Raw genomic sequence first — 18,708 nt, 5'->3', positions numbered from 1 at the left:
AAATGGGAGCGGCAGTTATTGAGCCTATGGGTTACCTTACCCATGTGGTTAAAGGATGCCTCTGCTGTTCCCTTCTTAAGTGAAGAGAAATTACTCATTGACTTTTATTACTGTTCAGCACTGTCACCATGCAGGAGATAGTATTCTAAAAGACTTTTGCTATCGAATGAACAACTGATGCCATCTATTTTAGATTTCAATCAAACGTTTGATTGAAAATATCAGGGGCTGTCTTGGCAGTGCTATAAGAATACAGCTGCTCATCATAAAGAATAAATGCCGGGTAGGTGAAACAGGAGAACCGTCCCTCTGTTTCGAAAATGGAAAACCAATCCCATGTCCCCCCCTGAAATTGTCACATATATCTTAAGGAATTTGTTATATACTATAGAAAAGGAGGTGTGAACAATGAACGAAGCTAAAATGGAGAGTATGCTTGACCAATTAATAAAAATGGTTGGAAGTCTTCAATCTGATATGCAGGAAGTTAAAAAAGAACAACAAGAGATGAAAAGAGAACAGCAAGAGATGAAACAAGAACAGCAAGAAATGAATAAAAAGCTGCAGGAGCTGGAAACTAAAAGTGATCAGCGTCATCAAGAGGTCTTAGAGCACTTCAAAATCCTTGAAAGAGACCAGGATTTTATATGGGAGAAGACAGCAAGAAATGAAAGAGATATTGGCAATATCAAAAGACAGCTTACGTGAGCAATTAAGCTCCTTTGAAAATTAACCCCCCACACACCCTAGTCTATATTTTCCCCTTTCTTCTCTTCGTTGGTAAAGACTCACTTTTTACTTGGTTTGCTAAACACCCCACTAACATTTTCAAACATAAGGTGAAGCACTGTAGATGACGGCATTTACAGTGCTTTTCTCTGTTGAAAGAAACACGGGGCGGTACTTGTGTTTACGCAAATTGATACACGCTGGATAAAAACTCCGCTTCGAACCTTTCTCTATTCCACAGCAAATCCAATGTCTATTTCAAAGACTCAAAAAACAGGATTTCATATTTGTGTAAGTGTTCAATCAGGAATAAAGCACTACCCAGACTGGCTGACTAAAAGGTATATATAAAGCCTCGAAAAGTCCCTATTCAGGTCTCAAATGGCAATATTCCTGTATTAGATGTTCCATAAGAGGTGTCAAAGTTGAATATACTGGAAGATTCATAGAGTCCATTTGGTATAATATTTATATAAATAGGTATAAAGACCCTCGTACTTAATCTCCGAATATGAAAGGAGGATTTATATGGATATTTTAAATAAGCAGGTTTTGAACTGCTTGAAGGAACTGCAGCAATATCTTCTGAATTAATCCATACCGCCAGCATGCCGGATATAACAGATTTGCTGAATAAGATTAGGGTCAAGCTTGATTTTTTTAGAGAAACTTTTTCAGAGGATGAATCCAATTTTGACCGAAAACTCCTTGCCTGGAGGCAGGCGGAGACGAGATATCACCGCTCTCAAAGGCTTGTAGATCTGGGAGCACCTTTGTTAATCCTTAACCTCGAATTCGTCTGGCTATCCGTCATGCTTGATCACATGAGAATGGTATCTCTTGGGATCGAGCCTGTATTTACACAGGAGCAGCAGGAAGAGCTGGCCGAATTGCGTGAACTGGAAAAAGGGATGTAATCCCCAGTTGAAAGTCAGATTAATCTTAGAGAAAAAAGATAACGGGGCGTGATCAAATTGTACTTATTATCTATTAGGAGTGACAAATCATGTCTAATGAGGATTTTCTATTAAAGCTAAATGCTGAGCAGTTACTAATGCGGGTCATTAGATACAACAAGCTTGTACATCTTCAGGCACCGGAAATCATCAGAGCGTCTGAGCTGCAGCTGATTCTTGAATCATTATGCAAAGCAGTAGACGCTACGAAGGCATATCCAGTCGAAACGGATAAAACCAGCCATAAGGATTTTATTAAAAAGCCCATCTTAAAGAAATGGGTTAAATATAATGAAGAATTTTTTAAGAATGCTGATGAAGATACAATGGAAACCATAAGATATGCCGTCAATGAAAGCTTAACAAACAGAGCAGATGAAATATATAGTATTAGAGAATTCAATAAAGAACAGGATGAGCTGGAAGAATTACATAGCCGGAGGGGAGTTGCAGACATAGAGAAATATAAACTAAAGAAAATGTTTAAAAGCATAGAAATATGAATGAAACAAGGGGACGGTTCTTCCGTTCAGACCGTCAGTTTATGTCTTCGGAGTAGGTATAAATGACTACTGGAGCTGCAAAAAGCAGCCAGATAGGAGGCAGGCAGTATGCCAAACAAGAGACAATACGAATTCATCATTATCTTGATGTATGTATTAAATTTTGGAATAGTGTTTTCTTTAGGAGCTGCCATCTGGATTATTACTTACCATCCTGAGTATCTAAGGGTCTTGGAATGAAACAAGGGGACGGTTCTTCCGTTCCCCTTTCCGTTTATTAAATACCTGTTCAGAGATACTCTCTAATTTTTACTCAACAAACACGCCGCCGGCCAGACCGGACAGGAGCATTACATCGGATACTTTTTCAGCTGAGACGGCTTGATCCTCTGCGGTAGTTCCATCTCCATAAAAGGCGTTTAGTGCATCCAAAAACCATTCGGGTCCTTCCGTAATGACGAATTTGCCGGATGAATTGAAGGTATCAATTGCCTGGGACACCATCAAATATTTCTCATCATCTGATAACTGAACCCAGTCTTCCCCGTCTGCTGTTGAAAAATCAGTGTCCGGGTAGGAGGCGGTTTCCGCGAATGTTTCAGTATCTGTGCTTTCGGTCTCTGTGCTGCCGGAAGTATTGGCTGCTTCTTCAGTACTCGATTCTGTCACAGCATCAGTATCCTGTTCAGCTGCCTCTTCTGCCGCAATTTCGGCTTCAACTTTGTGAGGCTCTCCGTTTTTTGAAATGGCAGAGACAGAAGGGCCATACTCGATTGAATATTCATTCTCGCTCGTGTAGGCAGAAAGTTCAAGGCTACGGATGTCGCAAGTATAATCTTCACCGCAATCCAGATCCCCGGCTGCATTACCGGATTCTGTTTCGAGGAATGAGATGATTTGTTCGAAGACTTCCTTTTGCTCTGTATAAGTCATATCATCGTAGCTGTCTTCCACTGTTAAATGGAGATCATAAAGTACATTAGTCCCGTCATTTTCAATTTCAGTTACGAACCCAAAGGATACGATTTCACTGAGCTCTTCTGAAGCTGCCATACGATCGATCATTTCTTCGACCCTTTGTTCATCCGGTGAACAGGCAGATAGGAATAAAATGAATGATAAAATTAATAGCTTTTTCAATGCTGTCTCCCCCTGCAGTATGTATCTTTAATCTAGGGCTATTACCCTAGATTAATATACTAGATTTTTACTGGGGATAGTTTGTAAATTTCCAATTGGATAAAATTGTCTATTAGACCTGCGGTTTTACAGTGGTTTCATCCAAAAACAGGAAAATAAAGGCATCTAAACCATACCAAACAGCTATGCTATAATTACAATAAAAAGCCGAGGGGGTATGTTCCTATGGAGACCTTATCCAATCATACTTTTCATCCGAGAGTGGCATTGTCGAATAACGTGGAGATCGCCAATGGTTCACATATTTTATACACCTACTCGGATCGTGAAAAATATATTCATAACATTGTCTCTTTTTTATCTGCAGGGCTGGATCTTGGCCATGGTGTTATTTTCATAGAGGAAAAGGAGACACTTGCTGCTGTGCTGGAGTGTTTGCGTGAAAAGGGTTTTTCAGAGGAAATGCTGGATGGAATTGTGTTCGCTGAAAGTGACCGCTTTTACGGAGTGAATGCGGACTTAAATATAAACAACATTGTCAGCACATTCTCGGGTTTAGTCGATCCCTATATCAGCAATGGCATACCGCTCAGAACGTGGGCGAAAGTTAAGTGGAGGAAAAATCAGTGCTGTCTGCTCGAGAATTTGCGGAGGTTTGAATTGGAAGCGGATACTTTTGTGGGCAGTGTGAAGGCTTTTTCGGTCTGTGCCTATGATGGCGGGGCTTTGCCGGCGAATATTCAGCTTGAACTTATGAAAAGCCATCCTTATGTGATGACAGACCTGGAGCTGTTTCCTTCCAGCCTCTATCAGAAGGATATCCTGATTCCTTCTTTTTTTATGGAGGAAAAGCAAGCAGAAACAATTAAATCCTTGAAAGAAGAATTTCAGCATATTCATACTCATTATAAGAATTTGATAGAAGAAATGCCGGATGCTGTATTTGTTTCTGCTTCAGGGGAGATTGTATATTCCAACAAAGCCGCAGGCATCCTGCTGGGCTGTACTCCTGATGATCTTACAGGAAGGGATATGTATGATCTTTTTGATTGGGATCAGGATGTAAGTGAAAACCGCCTGGGAGAAAGCAGGCTGTTAACTGAAACAAAGACTCAGCATAAATCAGGTCAAAAAATAAATGTTGAGGTTATGAGTTTTCCATTTGTCTTCGAGAACGTGGACAAAAAAGCTGTGATATCACTGGTCCGGGATATCACCTGCCGAAAAAAAATGGAAAAGGACCTGAAGGAAGCAAAGTTGAATGCTGAAAAATCCAATCATCTGAAAACGGTTTTTCTGTCACAAATCAGCCATGATCTCAGGACTCCGTTAAATTCGATTCAGGGGTTCACTCAGATTATGCTCATGGAGAATCAGGAAGAAAAAGAAAGCAGGCGGCTGCAGCGTATTTTGGATGCGTCCCATCATCTTTTAGAGTTAATCGATGAACTGCTGGATTTTACAGCAATAGAGACAGGCAATATTAATATGAAGCAGGAAAGAATTCAGTTAAAACCGTTTATTGAGGACTGCATCGGTTCGCTCGCAGTGAATCCCCAGGTTATCATTGAAATCGGGCCGATTGATGAAAAGATATCCGTTACAGCTGATTCGATGCGTTTAAGACAGATTCTGAATAATTTGCTTGCAAATGCTCTGAAATATAACCGGCCTGGCGGGTATGTGCGTGTGTATACTGAGGTGGAAGGTGCTGATGTTAGGATAAATATCACGGACACTGGCGTCGGCATCGCCCCTGACCAGCTTGGGGTGATTTTTGAACCTTTTTACCGTGCCAATAAAGATGTGGATAAATGGAAAGGCAGCGGTCTGGGTCTTTCCATTGTCGCCAATCTTGTTGAAAAAATGAACGGGACTTATGGGGTTCGCAGTAAAGAAGGTATCGGGACCACGTTCTGGGTGAGCTTTAAAGCAAATGAAGGGCCGGAGAAAACCTCTGTTCATGAGCCATCTGCAAACAATGTGAATGAATTTGAAAAAACCGTGCTATATATTGAAGATCATCATGGAAACATTGAATTGGTCAGAGAAATGCTCAATCTGATCGGAGACATTAAGTTTATGGCCGAGAGAAATGGAGAAAGCGGCTACCAGCGAGCAGTGGAAATGAAGCCTGACATCATCCTATTGGATCTCGGCCTCCGGGATATGAATGGACTTGAAGTCCTGAATAAGCTTGGCGAAAATGAAGCGACCAAAGAAATTCCTGTGATCGTCCTGAGTGCGGATGCTCTAGCCTCAAGCGCTGAGCAGGCTTTTCAGCTGGGATGCAAAGACTACATTACAAAGCCGATCGATTTTCCCACACTGAAAAAGGCTATTCGGGGGAAACACGGGGACGGTTCTCATGTTTTCCCCAAAAAAGAACCTGACAGCAGCGTTTATTTGCCAAAATACGATTAGAACCATCAAATTAATAAATCCTTAATACTCTTTCTGCAGGCTTAAAGTATTATATTCTTGAATTCAATCAAACGTTTGATTGAAAGTGGGAGCGTCAGTTGCAGAGACCGTGTTTTCCTTGCGCCGCCTATCTGAAGATTACAGCTGAGGTTCTTGGGAGTCAGAGGGAAACGCGGGAACCGTCCCCTAGTTTCCCTGCTGTCTCATTTTTTCAGATTCTGCTACGAGCATAAGAACTTCAGCTGAATTTACTTTAGCAAGTCCTTGTTCTGACACTTCCTTAACATTAAATAGGTGTGTGTTGAGAAGCGATACAATGATTTGGACCAGCTTAATAGCAGTGTCCAGAACAGTCATGTCGTTTTGGCTGAATTGTTTAAAATCCGTTTTTTCATCCACTATGGCAGAAAGCTTTTGAACCTGCTGGCTAAAGGTGGAATCGAGTGCCTTCAGTTCTATGCCCATTTTGGCTGATGTCAGGTTCAGCTGGTTTAAGTATTGTACCAGGGGTCTCATGCTTTTAATGCACTCATTTACTTCTGAGCGAACATTATCGATTTTGTTCATCAGCGTTTTTTCTCGGAATTTCAATATGGCCGCAAATACAGGGGTGCGCAGCAAGCCTTGCAGGATGCCGGCATTTTCCTCATAAAGATTCACCAAATATTCATCAAACCTGGCGAAGTCCGCCATTAATACAGGTGTATCGAAGCCCTTGTCAAACGAAATCAGGCCATTTGATTCCTTAATTCCGTAAGTTGGCCGATTATGTATCCGCTCAAAGCATTCCGCAAAAAATTTCAGCTGGTCCTGGAGCTGGGCGCTGACAGATTGAATCTCGGAAAATTGATGCTGTATTTTTTTCTCCAGTTCCGCACCGTGGCTTTGCAGGTCTTCGAGTATTTTAACCCGTCCGGCTAACTGATCATTTTTTGACTGGATATTAGCGGCTGCATTTTTTCCGAAAGAACTCATGATCAATTTTAAAGGGATCTGCTGCGGGAACAGCACATAAGATACAGCTTCAGCCACATCGCCTTTTGATTTGATTTTCAGTTTATCCTCCGCGAGATCTTTTAGATCTTCGGCTTTGTCAGCGACGAAGTACTTCAGGTCATCGGTTTTATCCCCAACAAAATACTTTACATCATCGACTTTATCCTCAACAAAGAATTTGACATCATCCACTTTGTCTCCAACAAAATATTTGACATCATCCACTTTATCTTCAACAAAATACTTCACATCATCTGCTTTGTCTTCAACAAAGTATTTCACATCGTCGACTTTATCCCCAACATAGTATTTGACATCATCAAATTTATCACCGACAGAATAACGAATCTCTGATGCTTTAATTTCTACATCCAATTTTAAATCCCGTAACTTATCAAATAACCCCATAGCTGAAACTCCTATTCAAAATGTAATACAGCCTGTTTATCCTGCATGAATTGCTTTAAGCCTTCACGGTCCTGATATGGCAAATCAAGGCCCATCGTTCTTATTGTTTTAGTCACAATCTCGTTCAGCTCATCATCAGTGTCAGCCAGCTTCATTTGCTGTGTCAGCATCTGAACATTTGCTAATTGTTTATTCAGCTGATCGATCGGGAGGCTGGATAACTCGCTTACTTTTTGTTTTATTTGTTCATTGAGCTCTGCATAGTACTGCCTTTTTAATTCCAGCTGGTCAGCAAATCCATCCAGGAATTTTACCAGTTTCTGAATTTCTTTTGAATGGTCAATGAAGTACACAAGTGAAATGCTGATGACGCCGGTTGTGAGACCGCTTAAGAAAATGGTCAATGCTTCTCCTATGACAGGAAGATCGCCGATGCCTGTGCTTTCAAGCCTTTCTGCCACAAGTGTTCCGGCAAGCACGGCTGCCGCTAAGCCGATCACCTTTGAAATTTCCCGTGCTAATTCTCCCGGGGAAAGGTTTTGGCGGTTAAATACCAGGAGGTCAAAAATTTGGGTAATACTGCCCCAGAACTCCCTGATCATTTTCACTGCGTGCTTGGCTGTTCCCGTGAAGAAATTGATGATAAATGTTGATATAGAGGAAAGAATTCCTGCCAACATGCCGTTTGCAAAAGCAGCAATCAGCTCTTTGAACTTCTCCTTCACTGCCTGAAAAGCTTCCTTAAAAGTCCCGGCCGCTTCCAATAGGAATTCCTTTAGTGAAAATTTCTCTTTCATTTTCTCCATGATTAGAGGGAACCGCTGGCGGGCAATGATCCAAACTTCAGCCAGGATCAGACCAAGCGTTTGGCGGGCGCCCATTTTCCATCCGGTATTCAGTGCATCTTTTCCGGCATTAATATAGGTCTTTTTGTCGCTTAAATATGCTTTCGTAATGGTTTTATTGTACTCTTTCCGGGAATTTGCATCGGCTTCCTTCATTTTTTCTGCATTAGCCTGGCTTAAATTCGTCAGCTTGTTTAATTCTTTTCGCTCTTTATCTGTTAAGCTCTCCTGCTTTTTTAGCTGGCTGATCCGGGATTCGTATTCGCCTTGTTTCTTGTTCAAATCATCTAAAAACTGATCCATTGTTTTTTTGCCTTTTGCGCGGTTAATGGACTGGTTTGTATGATTTAGGTTTGTATCCGCAACCGCTAAATCCGCACCGTTTAAATTTGCCAGGTATACGGCTCGATCATCATGAATTTCTTTTGCAGAAATGGTATGATCCAGGTCATATTTTCCGTTTGGGGCAATCTTCTGTCCTGTATAGGCGTCAAAAAGTTTCCCTTGCTTTTTTAATTCGGAAGCTTCCCTGTTTCGGTCTATGAAGTTATTGCTGTGGTATTGCTTTTTTACGTTCTTGTCCGAATAATCGCCGCGATTTTTGGAATCGTAGCGCTTTTGTGCCTCTTCATCCTTCAAACCGTATTTTCTCGCTGTCAATGGTGTGTCCACATTCCCGCCATTCTGATCTTTGATTAAAAAATCCAGTGCAAAAGAACGCAGCAGTGTTGTGACAATCATCTTTTCATACTGCTTCATAAGGTTTTGCGAAGGGGGAAGTTCATCACTGAAGGCCGCGTGATTTAATACCTCAATTGCCTGTCCTGCTGACATAGGGAATCTACCTTTCGTGTAGAAGTAATTTAGTAAAAAATACTAGTATATGAATATATTACTATATTTTAATGGTGTGTGAAGTGCCAAGTTTTCACCTTGTTGAAAATTTGAAGGGGTTGAAACGGGTCCATTTGCTTAGAATGGCAGATTTTGAGTTTGAAATGCGGAGATTTAGACTTTATATGTTCTATTATTGAACTGATAGAAGCTGAATTTTAATAGATCCTTTAGGCTGGTTTGATATAATGTCTCATTAGAATATTTGTGTCGATTTTCCTATTTAAAAGGAGGCATTCTGAAAGATGTCTATAATCAAAGAACAGTTCAGGCTGTTTATTGCTGCTAACCGATTTCCATTCATGATGACCAGTTTTTACTCCTTGTTCGTTATTATATGGATAGTATTCTCCGATTCAATTATTGAAAGTCTGTTTGCCCACTCTGACATGCTTCCCGTTCTTCTGACCGTAAAGAAAACCATATATGTTTTTGTAACATCCATTCTGATCTTTTTTATTGCGTCAAGAGGCAATAATAAGGATAAGAGAATGATAAAAAATGCCTTAGCTGAGAGTGAGAGGGCTCTGCAGGAGTCACTTGAAGAGTTAAGTGATGTTAACCGGGCGCTGAATGATTCTTCGATCATCGCCATCACTGACCAAAGAGGCATCATTCAATTCGTAAATGATACATTCTGTGAAATTTCCGGGTATGCAAGGGAAGATCTGATTGGTCAGGACCACCGCATCTTAAATTCCAGTTATCATTCCAAAGACTTTTTCAAAGAGATGTGGAAGACGATCGGAATGGGGAACACCTGGCGCGGAGAGGTGCTCAACCGTGCAAAGGATGGCAGCCATTATTGGGTGCATACAACGATTGTTCCTTTTCTGAATAAGCAGGGGAAGCCTTATCGGTATGTTTCCATCCGGAATGATATTACTGAACAAAAACAGGCTGAGGAAGCCTTGAAAATCAGCCAGGAAAAATATAAATCTTTATTTAAGTATAATCATGATTCTATTTTTTCAATGGATGTAAATGGTGCCTTTATCAAGGCGAATCCTGCCTTCGAAAGGGTGACCGGATATTCACAGGATGAGCTTCGCGGCATCTCTTTTGAGGAACTGGTTGCTCCGGATTGCCTGGTGCAAAGTAAAGCGAAATTTGCAGAAGCTGTGAAGGGGAACACGCTGCAGTACAGGTGCGCAGTCATTCAAAAGACAGGAGACCGAGTCCCTTTGCTGGTGACAAAAGTGCCAATCATTGCAGGCGGAAAGATCCTTGGGGTTTATGGGATTGCTCTGGATTTAACGGAAGAACAGAAAGCTCAGAAAGCCCTGATCGAAAGCGAAGAAAGAAACAGAAAGATTGTCGAACTGTCTCCGCTCGGAATTGTCATTCATCATGAGGGGGAGATTCTTTATGCCAATCAGGCTGCTGCAGATTCGCTGATGACTGATGATTTCATGGGACAGTCTATTTTTTCCTATATTCATCCCGATTTTCATGATGAAACAAAGGGAAGGATTTTAACGGCAGCCAAAGGCCGGACGATTCCTTTTACAGAAATTCAGCTGCTCCGCAGGGACGGATCGGTCTTCGACGCTGAAGTCGGTTCTGTCTCCCTTAAATATGATGGCAAATGGGCCACATTGACAGAATTCAAAGATATAACCAACCGTAAAAGAATACTGAATGAATTGAAAAGTAGTGAAAAAAGATATCGCCGGCTGGTTGAACATTCTCCTGAAGGCATTGTGGTCCATAAACAAGGGAAGATTCAGTATGCCAATCCGGCCTGCATCGAATTGCTGGGCGCTTCTTCACTTGATGAATTAATGGGGAGATCTGTCCTTGACTTTGCGCATAAGGAATCAGCTGATATGGTCCGGAAGCGTATTGAAGAACTCAGGGAATCGGGCGAACCCATTCCTCCGGCAGAGGAGAAAGTCATCAGGTTCGACGGAGAGGTGATTGATGTTCAGGTGACAGGAATATTCCTGGAGCATGAGGGCGATCCTGCTGTGCTCATGATGGTGCAGGATATTTCCAGAAGAAAAAGAGCGGAATTGGCCATGAAAAAAAGTGAGGAGCAGTACAGGCTCATAGCAGACAATATGACCGATTTAGTGACTACAATCGATACGGGAGGCAGGATAACATATGCTTCGCCATCGTATGAAACGATTCTCGGCTTTCCGCCGCAATCGTTGGTGAATCAGCTGGCCTTTGACCTTGTTCACCCTGAAGACCGCATGAATGTGGAAAACCAATTTGTCAAAGCAATCACGACAAAGGAAAGCCAGGTGGCAGAGTTCCGATTCAAACATGCCACTGGATATTGGATTTGGGTGGAAGCGCATGGAAAACCAGTCGTAAACGAGGGAGGACAAGTACTGTACCTCCAGGTGGTTTCCAGGGATGTGTCTGAAAGAAGAATGCTTGAAGAAAAACTAAGTTATATGGCGTTCCATGATACGCTTACCGGCCTGCCAAACAGAAGTCTGTTCCAGGAGCGGGCTGAACAAGCCCTGAAAGAAGCAAAGCGCTACGGACGGAAACTGGCGATCATGTACCTGGACCTGGATAAATTTAAACACATCAATGATACACTGGGCCATGATGTAGGGGACGCACTGCTTCAGCAATTTTCTGAAAGAGTGAAAAGCTGCCTGCGGGAAAGTGATACGCTTGCCCGCCAAGGCGGAGATGAATTTACCATTCTGCTGCCGGAATTGAATGATGTGGGAGATGCCGCCATGATTGCCGAACGGATTCTTATGAAGCTGCAGGATCCTTGGGTCATCGGCGAATATGAATTCCATACCACTTCAAGCATTGGCATATCTCTTTATCCTCATGATGGTGCTTCTTACAGAGAGCTTCTGAAAAGCGCGGATTCTGCCCTTTATGAGGCGAAGAGGTGTGGACGGAATGGTGTGAAGGTATGCGGAGTTTATGGATGAAATTTTGTTAATAATCTCAAAGAGAATGGCTGTGTCCATTCTCTTTTTGTTTTCTTTTACCTGATAAATGTATCCTTTTTCAGTAAATCCGGAGAGTTGCCTAATGTACGAAATATGGCATATTATGCCGAGATTTTGGGCTAAATAGCCTGTTTTTGTACCTCTCATGCCTGAATGTAAAAAACGAAAAATGATTAATATTGTAAAGTATATATAGGGATAAAGGACTAATTTTATGACACACAGGGAGGTTTACATGTGAAAAATATCAGAATTGGCAATAAACTTTTAGTCTTAATATTTGTTTCAATGCTCTTCATAGCCGGAGTTGGATTAACAGGCTTCCTTTATATGGAACGTATGGCCGGAAATACTGAAACAATGTATAAAGAGAGGCTCATTCCCATAAAGCAGATGGAGACAGTCCAGATCAATAACCGGAAGATCGATACATATATTATGGAAATGATGGTAACAAACGATCCGGAACGCACAAAGAAACTAGTGGAAAATATCGAAACGAATCAGACTGATAATAATATTATTATTGAAGACTATGGAAAAAACAGAAGTGATTATGTGATGGGGAAGCTGCAGAATTATCATGAACTCAATGAACAATATTCGGCAGCTCTAAGAGAAACTTCAGAATTGGCCATATCCAGCAAGAATGAAGAGGCATATGCCATGTTTACCAATAGTGTCAAGCCTCTCCGCAGTGAAATAGGGGCAATTATAGATGAATTGACTGCCTATAATGATCAGCGTGCACAGGATTTAAACGAAGCAAATACAGAGGGATTTAAGGCTGCTTCTTACATTATGCTGGGATTGCTTGGGTTAGCCATTCTGATATGCGGCCTTACTGGATTCTTTATTTATAAATTGATTGTCCCTAAAGTGAAGAACTTGCAGGAATTAATGAAGGCAGCTGAAGAAGGAGATTTGACGGCTGAATATACCGCCTTTTCAAAAGATGAGATCGGTCAGCTGGGCGCTTCTTTTAACAGTATGATGAAGGGGCTTAGAAGTGTTATTGCCAAAATCCAGGAAAGCTCCGAATTGCTTGCATCTTCCTCAGAAGAAATGACAGCTAGTGCCACACATACAAGTAAAGCAGCAGAGCATATTGTGGCAAGCATACAAGAAGTGTCATCCGGTGCTGAGGATCAACTGGTCAGTGTTGAAAAAATGACACAGGTTATAGAGGAAATGACGGCTGCCATCCAGCAGGTGGCTGCGGGTGCACAAGAAGCTTCTTCCATTTCAATCCTGGCTGCAACTAATGCAAACGATGGAAGTGTTACGGTAAAAGAGGCAGTATATCAAATGAATTCAATTAATAAAATCGCTGAAGAATTAGTCCATTCCGCTAATCAGTTAGGCCGCCGTTCTGACGAAATCGGCAGCATTATTGAAGTGATCACTGCAATTGCTTCCCAGACGAACCTGTTATCATTAAATGCCGCAATAGAAGCAGCAAGAGCCGGAGAGCAGGGAAGAGGCTTTGCAGTAGTGGCAGGCGAGGTAGGAAAACTTGCTGATCAATCTTCCTCTTCAGCCAAGCAGATTGAGGAGCTCATTAAGACGATTCAGGAAGAAACCAGAATGATGATCAGTTCAATGGATTCTGTTAAGAAGGAAGTGCTGAAAGGCATCGACATCGTATCGACTGCCGGCCAATCGTTTGAAAACATCCAGAACTCTACTGAAAATGCATCCAATCAGATTCATGAAGTATCCATTGCAGCGCAGCAAATCTCTGCCGGGACAGCTCAGATGGTTCAGTCATCCAATGTGATAGAAGAAGCGACAAAAGCGGCCGCTTCGGGTACACACGATATCTCTGCTGCCACACAGGAACAGCTGGCAACAATGGAGGAAATGTCTGCAACTGCCGCTTCCTTATCGGATATGGCGGATGAACTTCAGCAGTCTATTAGTAAATTTAAGATTTAAAAAAACAGTGGAAAACAGTGGAAAACAGAGGGACGGTTCCTGTGTTTCAAGTAAAAAAAACAGAGGGACGGTTCTTGTGTTTCAAGTAAAATACAAAACACGAGAACCGTCCCCGTGTTTCCAAAACACAAGAACCGGCCCATGTTTCCAAAAAGAAAGTCCTGCAGAGTTTAATCTGCAGGACTTTCTTTGCTTACACCGCTTTATCGGTTCTGAATACATCTAACCGCTTCAAGTTTTGCCTTGCTTGGAGTTTCATACGTAACTTTTGAATCGCGGTCCACGTAATATCCGCCGCCGACGCTCAGCATTCCAGGTTTAAAAGCATAAATGCGGTAGAATTCGCCTGCTTTTAAGATGCGGGAAGGCGACTTTTGTTCACCGTTTAATTTAAATAATGTTGTGTCTTTCTTTACGATTAACCGTCCGATTTGGCCAGGCTTCAGCTCAATGCCATCCCACCAGATCTTTGAAACGCCTTTATAACGGTCACAGGCATTTGCCGGTGCCGGGAACGAAGCATGCAAACGATAGGAAGCACTTGTAATGCCGTTCCAGTTATAAGGGTATATCTTTACATAGTATGTGCCTTTTTTCAGGTCTCTATCGATAACGGATGTGCCGCCGGCAGAACTGAAATAATCAGAGGTTACTCTGGTTCCATTAACATCATAAAGATACATATAAAATCCGCCTTTTGCATTATCCAGGGCAATTCGGACATTCCCATCACGATTTGTTGTGAATTGGTAGGTATCCTGATCAATGCTGGAATAACTGCTGGAGCTGTAGCTCTGCCCGGAATTGATCGGCATTGCCGTCTCAAAGGTTTCATTTGGTTCAAAGGAAGATTTATTACGGTTAATGGAACCAGGGTAAGTGGCTTTAAATCTATATTTGGCACTAGTGATGCCATTCCAGTTATACGGCATTATTTTCACATAATAGGTACCCTGCTGGACTTTCTTATTAATTACGCTCTTACCGCCGCTGGAGCTAAAATAATCCGAAGTTTCTCTATTTCCATTCTCATCATAAAGATACATATAGTATCCGCCGCCGGCTTCGTCTAAAGTTAGATAAACCTCACCGTCTTTATTGGTTGTAAATTGGTATACATCCTGGTCAATATTTGATTCGCTGGTTGACTGATAAATCTCACCTGACTTTACGGGCAGGCTTGTTTCAACCGTATCATTTGGCTCGAAAGAGGAAGCATCGCGGTTAATATTGGAAGAATAAGTGGCTTTCAGTTTATAGCTGGCACTGGAAATGCCATTCCAGTTATAAGGCTTTACTACTATATAATAACTCCCTTTTTGAATTTTTTTATCAATAACCGCTTTTCCGCCGCGGGAGCTGAAATAATCCGAAGATACTCTATTTCCATTCTCATTGTAGAGATACAAATAAAATCCGCCAGTACTTTCATCAAGCGTTATATAAACTTCCCCATCTTTATCCGTTGAGAAATAATATGTATTCTCAGCTTCCTCTGATGATAAAGTTCCCTTCACCGGAACCCCTGAAGAAATGCCGGAGCTTTGCGCAAAGGTTAACTGGCCGAAAAAGAACGCAAAAATAAACACGAAAAACCCAGTACCTAAAATCTTTTTCATTTTCTGATAAAACCTCCTAATAAATGATTTAATGCTTCAAGTGGTTTGCAATTTCCTCCGCTCAGCTTACACTCGGGTAACTGAGTCTATTATCCTATTACCTCCTTTCTGTATATAGTATAAATTTACCACATTTCCATGTTGCTTTTAAGAGAAAATGTTGCTGAGCAACAAGCCTGGTGAACAAAAAATGGATAAATCTTTAAATAAATACATATTAAAACATAAAAACCAAATTATATAAAAATAGTAATATTGCTTACAATAATTGAAATATACACATGAAAAGCCAATGCGAACCCCTCTAAAAGTACTAACGCAAAAGGGTTTAGAACCCATATGGGAATTCGCAAGCTGTTAAAGAAGACCTATATGATATTTTAGTATAATTTTCCGGTTGTATGAAGGTTTGAAACATTGTAGCCTTGTACAGTGTTAAAAAAATATCTTAAGAGAGGTTGTTCAAATGGCTCTCATCATTATATGTGCATTGTTTCTCGTTATCTATGGAATTGTGGAGCAGGGAAAGCACCAGAAGAGGCTTGACTCAATTCCTGTCCGCGTAAATGTGAACGGCATACGCGGAAAGTCGACAGTTACCCGTCTGATCACTGGTGTGATCCAAGAGGCGGAATATAAAACAGTCGGCAAAACGACTGGTACTTCAGCCCGCATGATCTACTGGCATACAGATGAAGAAAAACCGATTAAACGCCGGCCGGAAGGTCCCAATATCGGCGAACAGCGCCGGGTCGTCAAAGAGGTGGCCGAGCTTGGTGCAGAAGCGCTTGTGTGCGAATGTATGGCTGTACAGCCGGATTATCAGCTGACATTTCAAAACAAAATGATCCAGGCGAATATCGGTGTTATTGTGAATGTGCTTGAGGACCATATGGATGTGATGGGTCCTACTATGGATGAGGTGGCGGAAGCTTTTACAGCAACCATTCCTTATAACGGCCACCTGGTTACGATCGAGAGTGAGTATCTGGACCTTTTCAGGAAAATCGCAGCGGAACGGAACACGGAAGTGATTGTAGCTGACAACTCCAGAATTACAGAGGAATTTCTGCGTGAATTTGATTACATGGTGTTCCCTGATAATGCATCCCTTGCACTGGCAGTTGCAGAGGCGCTTGGAATTGATGAAGAAACGGCATTCCGGGGTATGCTGAATGCTCATCCTGACCCTGGGGCTATGAGGATTACCCGTTTTGGCGACGATGCAAATCCTTCATTCTTTGTGAATGGTTTTGCAGCCAATGATGCGTCTTCCACATTGAGAATCTGGGAACGTGTGAGCACACTCGGTTACAGCACAGAATCGCCAATCGTTATTATGAACTGCCGTGCAGACAGAGTGGATCGCACGGAACAGTTTGCCCGCGATGTTCTTCCTTATATTAAAGCAGAAGTGGTCGTAGCAATTGGTCAGACGACTGACCCCATTTCAGATGCTCATGAGGAAGGTAAGCTGGATACCAAAGTGTATTTGGATCTGGAAGATTATACCACAGAAGAAATTATGGCTGAACTTGAACCTTATTTGGAAAACAGAATTGTTTATGGAGTCGGAAATATCCATGGTTCGGCAGAGCCGCTGATCGATGCCATTAAAGAAATGGTCATTAAAAGAAAAGCAAGTTAAGGGGGAGGGATACAAATGTTTGGTGCCGATTTATATGTTGCCCTTGTATTGGGTGTAACGCTAAGTCTTATTTTTACAGAAAAAACAGGTGTCTTGCCTGCAGGCCTTGTCGTGCCTGGATATTTAGCACTGGTTTTTAACCAGCCTGTATTTATGGTTGTGGTCTTATTGATTAGTATCTTAACTTATTTAATTGTTACACACGGTATTGGCAGATGGGTGATTTTGTACGGCAGAAGAAAATTTGCTGCCATGCTGATTACAGGGATTTGCCTAAAGCTGATCCTCGATTACTTTTACCCGGTTATGCCATTTGAAATCTTTGAATTCCGCGGAATCGGTGTCATTGTTCCGGGATTAATCGCCAACACAATTCAAAAACAAGGAATGCCATTAACACTTGGCAGTACGCTTCTGTTATCCGGTTTAACGTTCGGAATCATGAACGTGTACTACTTGTTCTAGGGAAGTGAATGGAATGAAGCGAACCTTAAATTTTCAGGAAAAACTGCTTATTTTTATCAAACGGACGAAGTATAAAAATCTTCGCTATATAGCTGTTATTTTGCCGATTCTGGTCATCTTTCTGGTCGCATCCACCTGGATCGGGAGAACAGATGAAGTGAAAGATGTTGAGCCAAGGAAGAACCAGAAGCTTACGATGACGATGGTCGGGGATGTGATGATGGGCCGCCATGTTGGAGAAGTGACAAAACGGCATGGAGCCGATTATTTATTCCGTCATGTAAAGCCGTATTTTGATGCCTCTGACTATGTGAGCGGGAACTTTGAACACCCAATCTTAAAAGAAGATGCGTCTAAATATGAACAAACGGATAAAAGCATTCATCTGTATACAGACATGGATGCCATCCATGCGGTTAAAAATGCCGGCTTTACCGTTATGAACCTTGCCAATAATCACTTGATGGATTACGGGGAAGAAGGGCTTCGCGACACCCTGGATGTGTTTGACCGCTACAACATGGATTATGTCGGCGGAGGAGAAAACCGCAAAGAAGCCAAAGAACATATTAACTATCAGGATGTCAACGGCGTTCGTGTGGCAACGCTTGGATTCACTGATGCATTTGTGGAAGGCACAATCGCTACAAAAGATCGAAACGGTTTGTTGAGCGCAAATCCTGATGTGTTATTTGACATGATTGAAAAAGCGAAAAATGAAGACCATGGAAATGCCGATTTGGTTGTGGTTAATGTCCACTGGGGACAGGAGTATGACACGGAAGCTACTCCCCGCCAAAAAGCACTGGCTAAAGCAATGGTCGATGCCGGGGCTGACATCATTATCGGGCATCATCCCCATGTGCTTCAATCGTTTGACGTCTACAAAGATGGAATTATTTTTTACAGCTTAGGCAATTTCGTATTTGACCAGGGGTGGACCCGGACAAAGGATTCCGCAATGGTTCAATATAACCTGACGGAAGATGGAAAAGCAACGATCGATGTGATTCCTCTTCAAATAGAAGAAGCCACACCAAGACTGGCCACCGGCTATTTCGACCAGCTTCGCGTGTACAGGCAATTAACAAAAGAAACTGCTGAAAATGTTTATTGGTCCAAGCAGGATAATAAGATTGAAATTATTGCAAATCATAAGCATGTAATTGATCACATGAAAAAACGTCAAAATAAAGAAAACTAATCACTT

14 protein-coding genes are annotated in these 18,708 nt (G+C 41.9%); 10 read left to right on the top strand and 4 right to left on the bottom strand.

Annotation, left to right across the window (positions count from 1 at the left end):
* Positions 1-408 precede the first annotated feature (408 nt).
* From BK139_RS06875 to BK139_RS24310, 4 genes are all read left to right on the top strand, one after another.
* Positions 409-708: a hypothetical protein gene (locus tag BK139_RS06875; RefSeq protein ID WP_076257608.1), complete on the top strand. Its 300-nt coding sequence runs from the start codon at positions 409-411 to the stop codon at positions 706-708.
* Positions 709-1,355: 647 nt separating this feature from the next.
* Positions 1,356-1,646: a hypothetical protein gene (locus BK139_RS06870; protein WP_076257607.1), complete on the top strand. Its 291-nt coding sequence runs from the start codon at positions 1,356-1,358 to the stop codon at positions 1,644-1,646.
* An 89-nt stretch (positions 1,647-1,735) separates the two neighbouring features.
* Positions 1,736-2,188: a hypothetical protein gene (locus BK139_RS06865; RefSeq protein WP_076257606.1), complete on the top strand. Its 453-nt coding sequence runs from the start codon at positions 1,736-1,738 to the stop codon at positions 2,186-2,188.
* Positions 2,189-2,296: 108 nt separating this feature from the next.
* Positions 2,297-2,428, top strand: coding sequence for a hypothetical protein (locus tag BK139_RS24310; protein WP_286148134.1), 132 nt, complete (start codon positions 2,297-2,299; stop codon positions 2,426-2,428).
* A 69-nt stretch (positions 2,429-2,497) separates the two neighbouring features.
* Here the strand turns inward: BK139_RS24310 and BK139_RS06860 are convergent, their stop codons facing one another.
* Positions 2,498-3,328, bottom strand: coding sequence for a hypothetical protein (locus tag BK139_RS06860; RefSeq protein ID WP_076257605.1), 831 nt, complete (start codon positions 3,326-3,328; stop codon positions 2,498-2,500).
* 225 nt (positions 3,329-3,553) lie between these two features.
* On the opposite strand from BK139_RS06860, the gene BK139_RS06855 reads away from it, so the two are divergent.
* Complete coding sequence (locus BK139_RS06855; RefSeq protein ID WP_076257604.1) at positions 3,554-5,752, top strand: ATP-binding protein; 2,199 nt, start codon at positions 3,554-3,556, stop codon at positions 5,750-5,752.
* A 186-nt stretch (positions 5,753-5,938) separates the two neighbouring features.
* Here the strand turns inward: BK139_RS06855 and BK139_RS06850 are convergent, their stop codons facing one another.
* Both BK139_RS06850 and BK139_RS06845 read right to left on the bottom strand, forming a co-directional pair.
* Positions 5,939-7,156, bottom strand: a complete 1,218-nt coding sequence (locus BK139_RS06850; RefSeq protein WP_076257603.1) for a hypothetical protein — start codon at positions 7,154-7,156, stop codon at positions 5,939-5,941.
* A gap of 11 nt (positions 7,157-7,167) precedes the next feature.
* Positions 7,168-8,835, bottom strand: coding sequence for a hypothetical protein (locus tag BK139_RS06845; RefSeq protein WP_076257602.1), 1,668 nt, complete (start codon positions 8,833-8,835; stop codon positions 7,168-7,170).
* A gap of 305 nt (positions 8,836-9,140) precedes the next feature.
* Between BK139_RS06845 and BK139_RS06840 the strand changes: the two genes are divergently transcribed.
* Positions 9,141-11,807: a sensor domain-containing protein gene (locus tag BK139_RS06840; protein ID WP_076257601.1), complete on the top strand. Its 2,667-nt coding sequence runs from the start codon at positions 9,141-9,143 to the stop codon at positions 11,805-11,807.
* A gap of 258 nt (positions 11,808-12,065) precedes the next feature.
* Positions 12,066-13,766, top strand: a complete 1,701-nt coding sequence (locus BK139_RS06835) for a methyl-accepting chemotaxis protein (RefSeq protein WP_076257600.1) — start codon at positions 12,066-12,068, stop codon at positions 13,764-13,766.
* Between the two features lie 203 nt (positions 13,767-13,969).
* Here BK139_RS06835 and BK139_RS23555 read toward each other — a convergent pair whose 3' ends face one another.
* Entirely contained in the window at positions 13,970-15,385 is a 1,416-nt protein-coding gene (locus BK139_RS23555) for a PPC domain-containing protein (protein WP_083675309.1), read from the bottom strand.
* Between the two features lie 466 nt (positions 15,386-15,851).
* On the opposite strand from BK139_RS23555, the gene pgsB reads away from it, so the two are divergent.
* From pgsB to BK139_RS06805, 3 genes are read left to right on the top strand one after another with little or no spacing between them, the layout of a single operon-like run.
* A complete protein-coding gene (pgsB, locus tag BK139_RS06815) occupies positions 15,852-17,033 on the top strand; it encodes a poly-gamma-glutamate synthase PgsB (protein ID WP_076257599.1) in 1,182 nt (393 codons plus the stop codon).
* Between the two features lie 15 nt (positions 17,034-17,048).
* Positions 17,049-17,498 (top strand): poly-gamma-glutamate biosynthesis protein PgsC, encoded by a 450-nt coding sequence (gene pgsC / locus BK139_RS06810; protein ID WP_076257598.1) that lies wholly within the window; start codon positions 17,049-17,051, stop codon positions 17,496-17,498.
* 13 nt (positions 17,499-17,511) lie between these two features.
* A complete protein-coding gene (locus BK139_RS06805; protein ID WP_076257597.1) occupies positions 17,512-18,702 on the top strand; it encodes a CapA family protein in 1,191 nt (396 codons plus the stop codon).
* The last annotated feature ends 6 nt before the right edge of the window (positions 18,703-18,708 follow it).

The sequence above is a fragment of the Paenibacillus sp. FSL R5-0490 genome, assembly GCF_001956215.1.
GTDB lineage: Bacteria > Bacillota > Bacilli > Bacillales > Cytobacillaceae > Cytobacillus.
The sequence above is the reverse complement of the archived record's forward strand: the minus strand, read 5'-3'. Positions and strand labels throughout refer to the sequence as shown.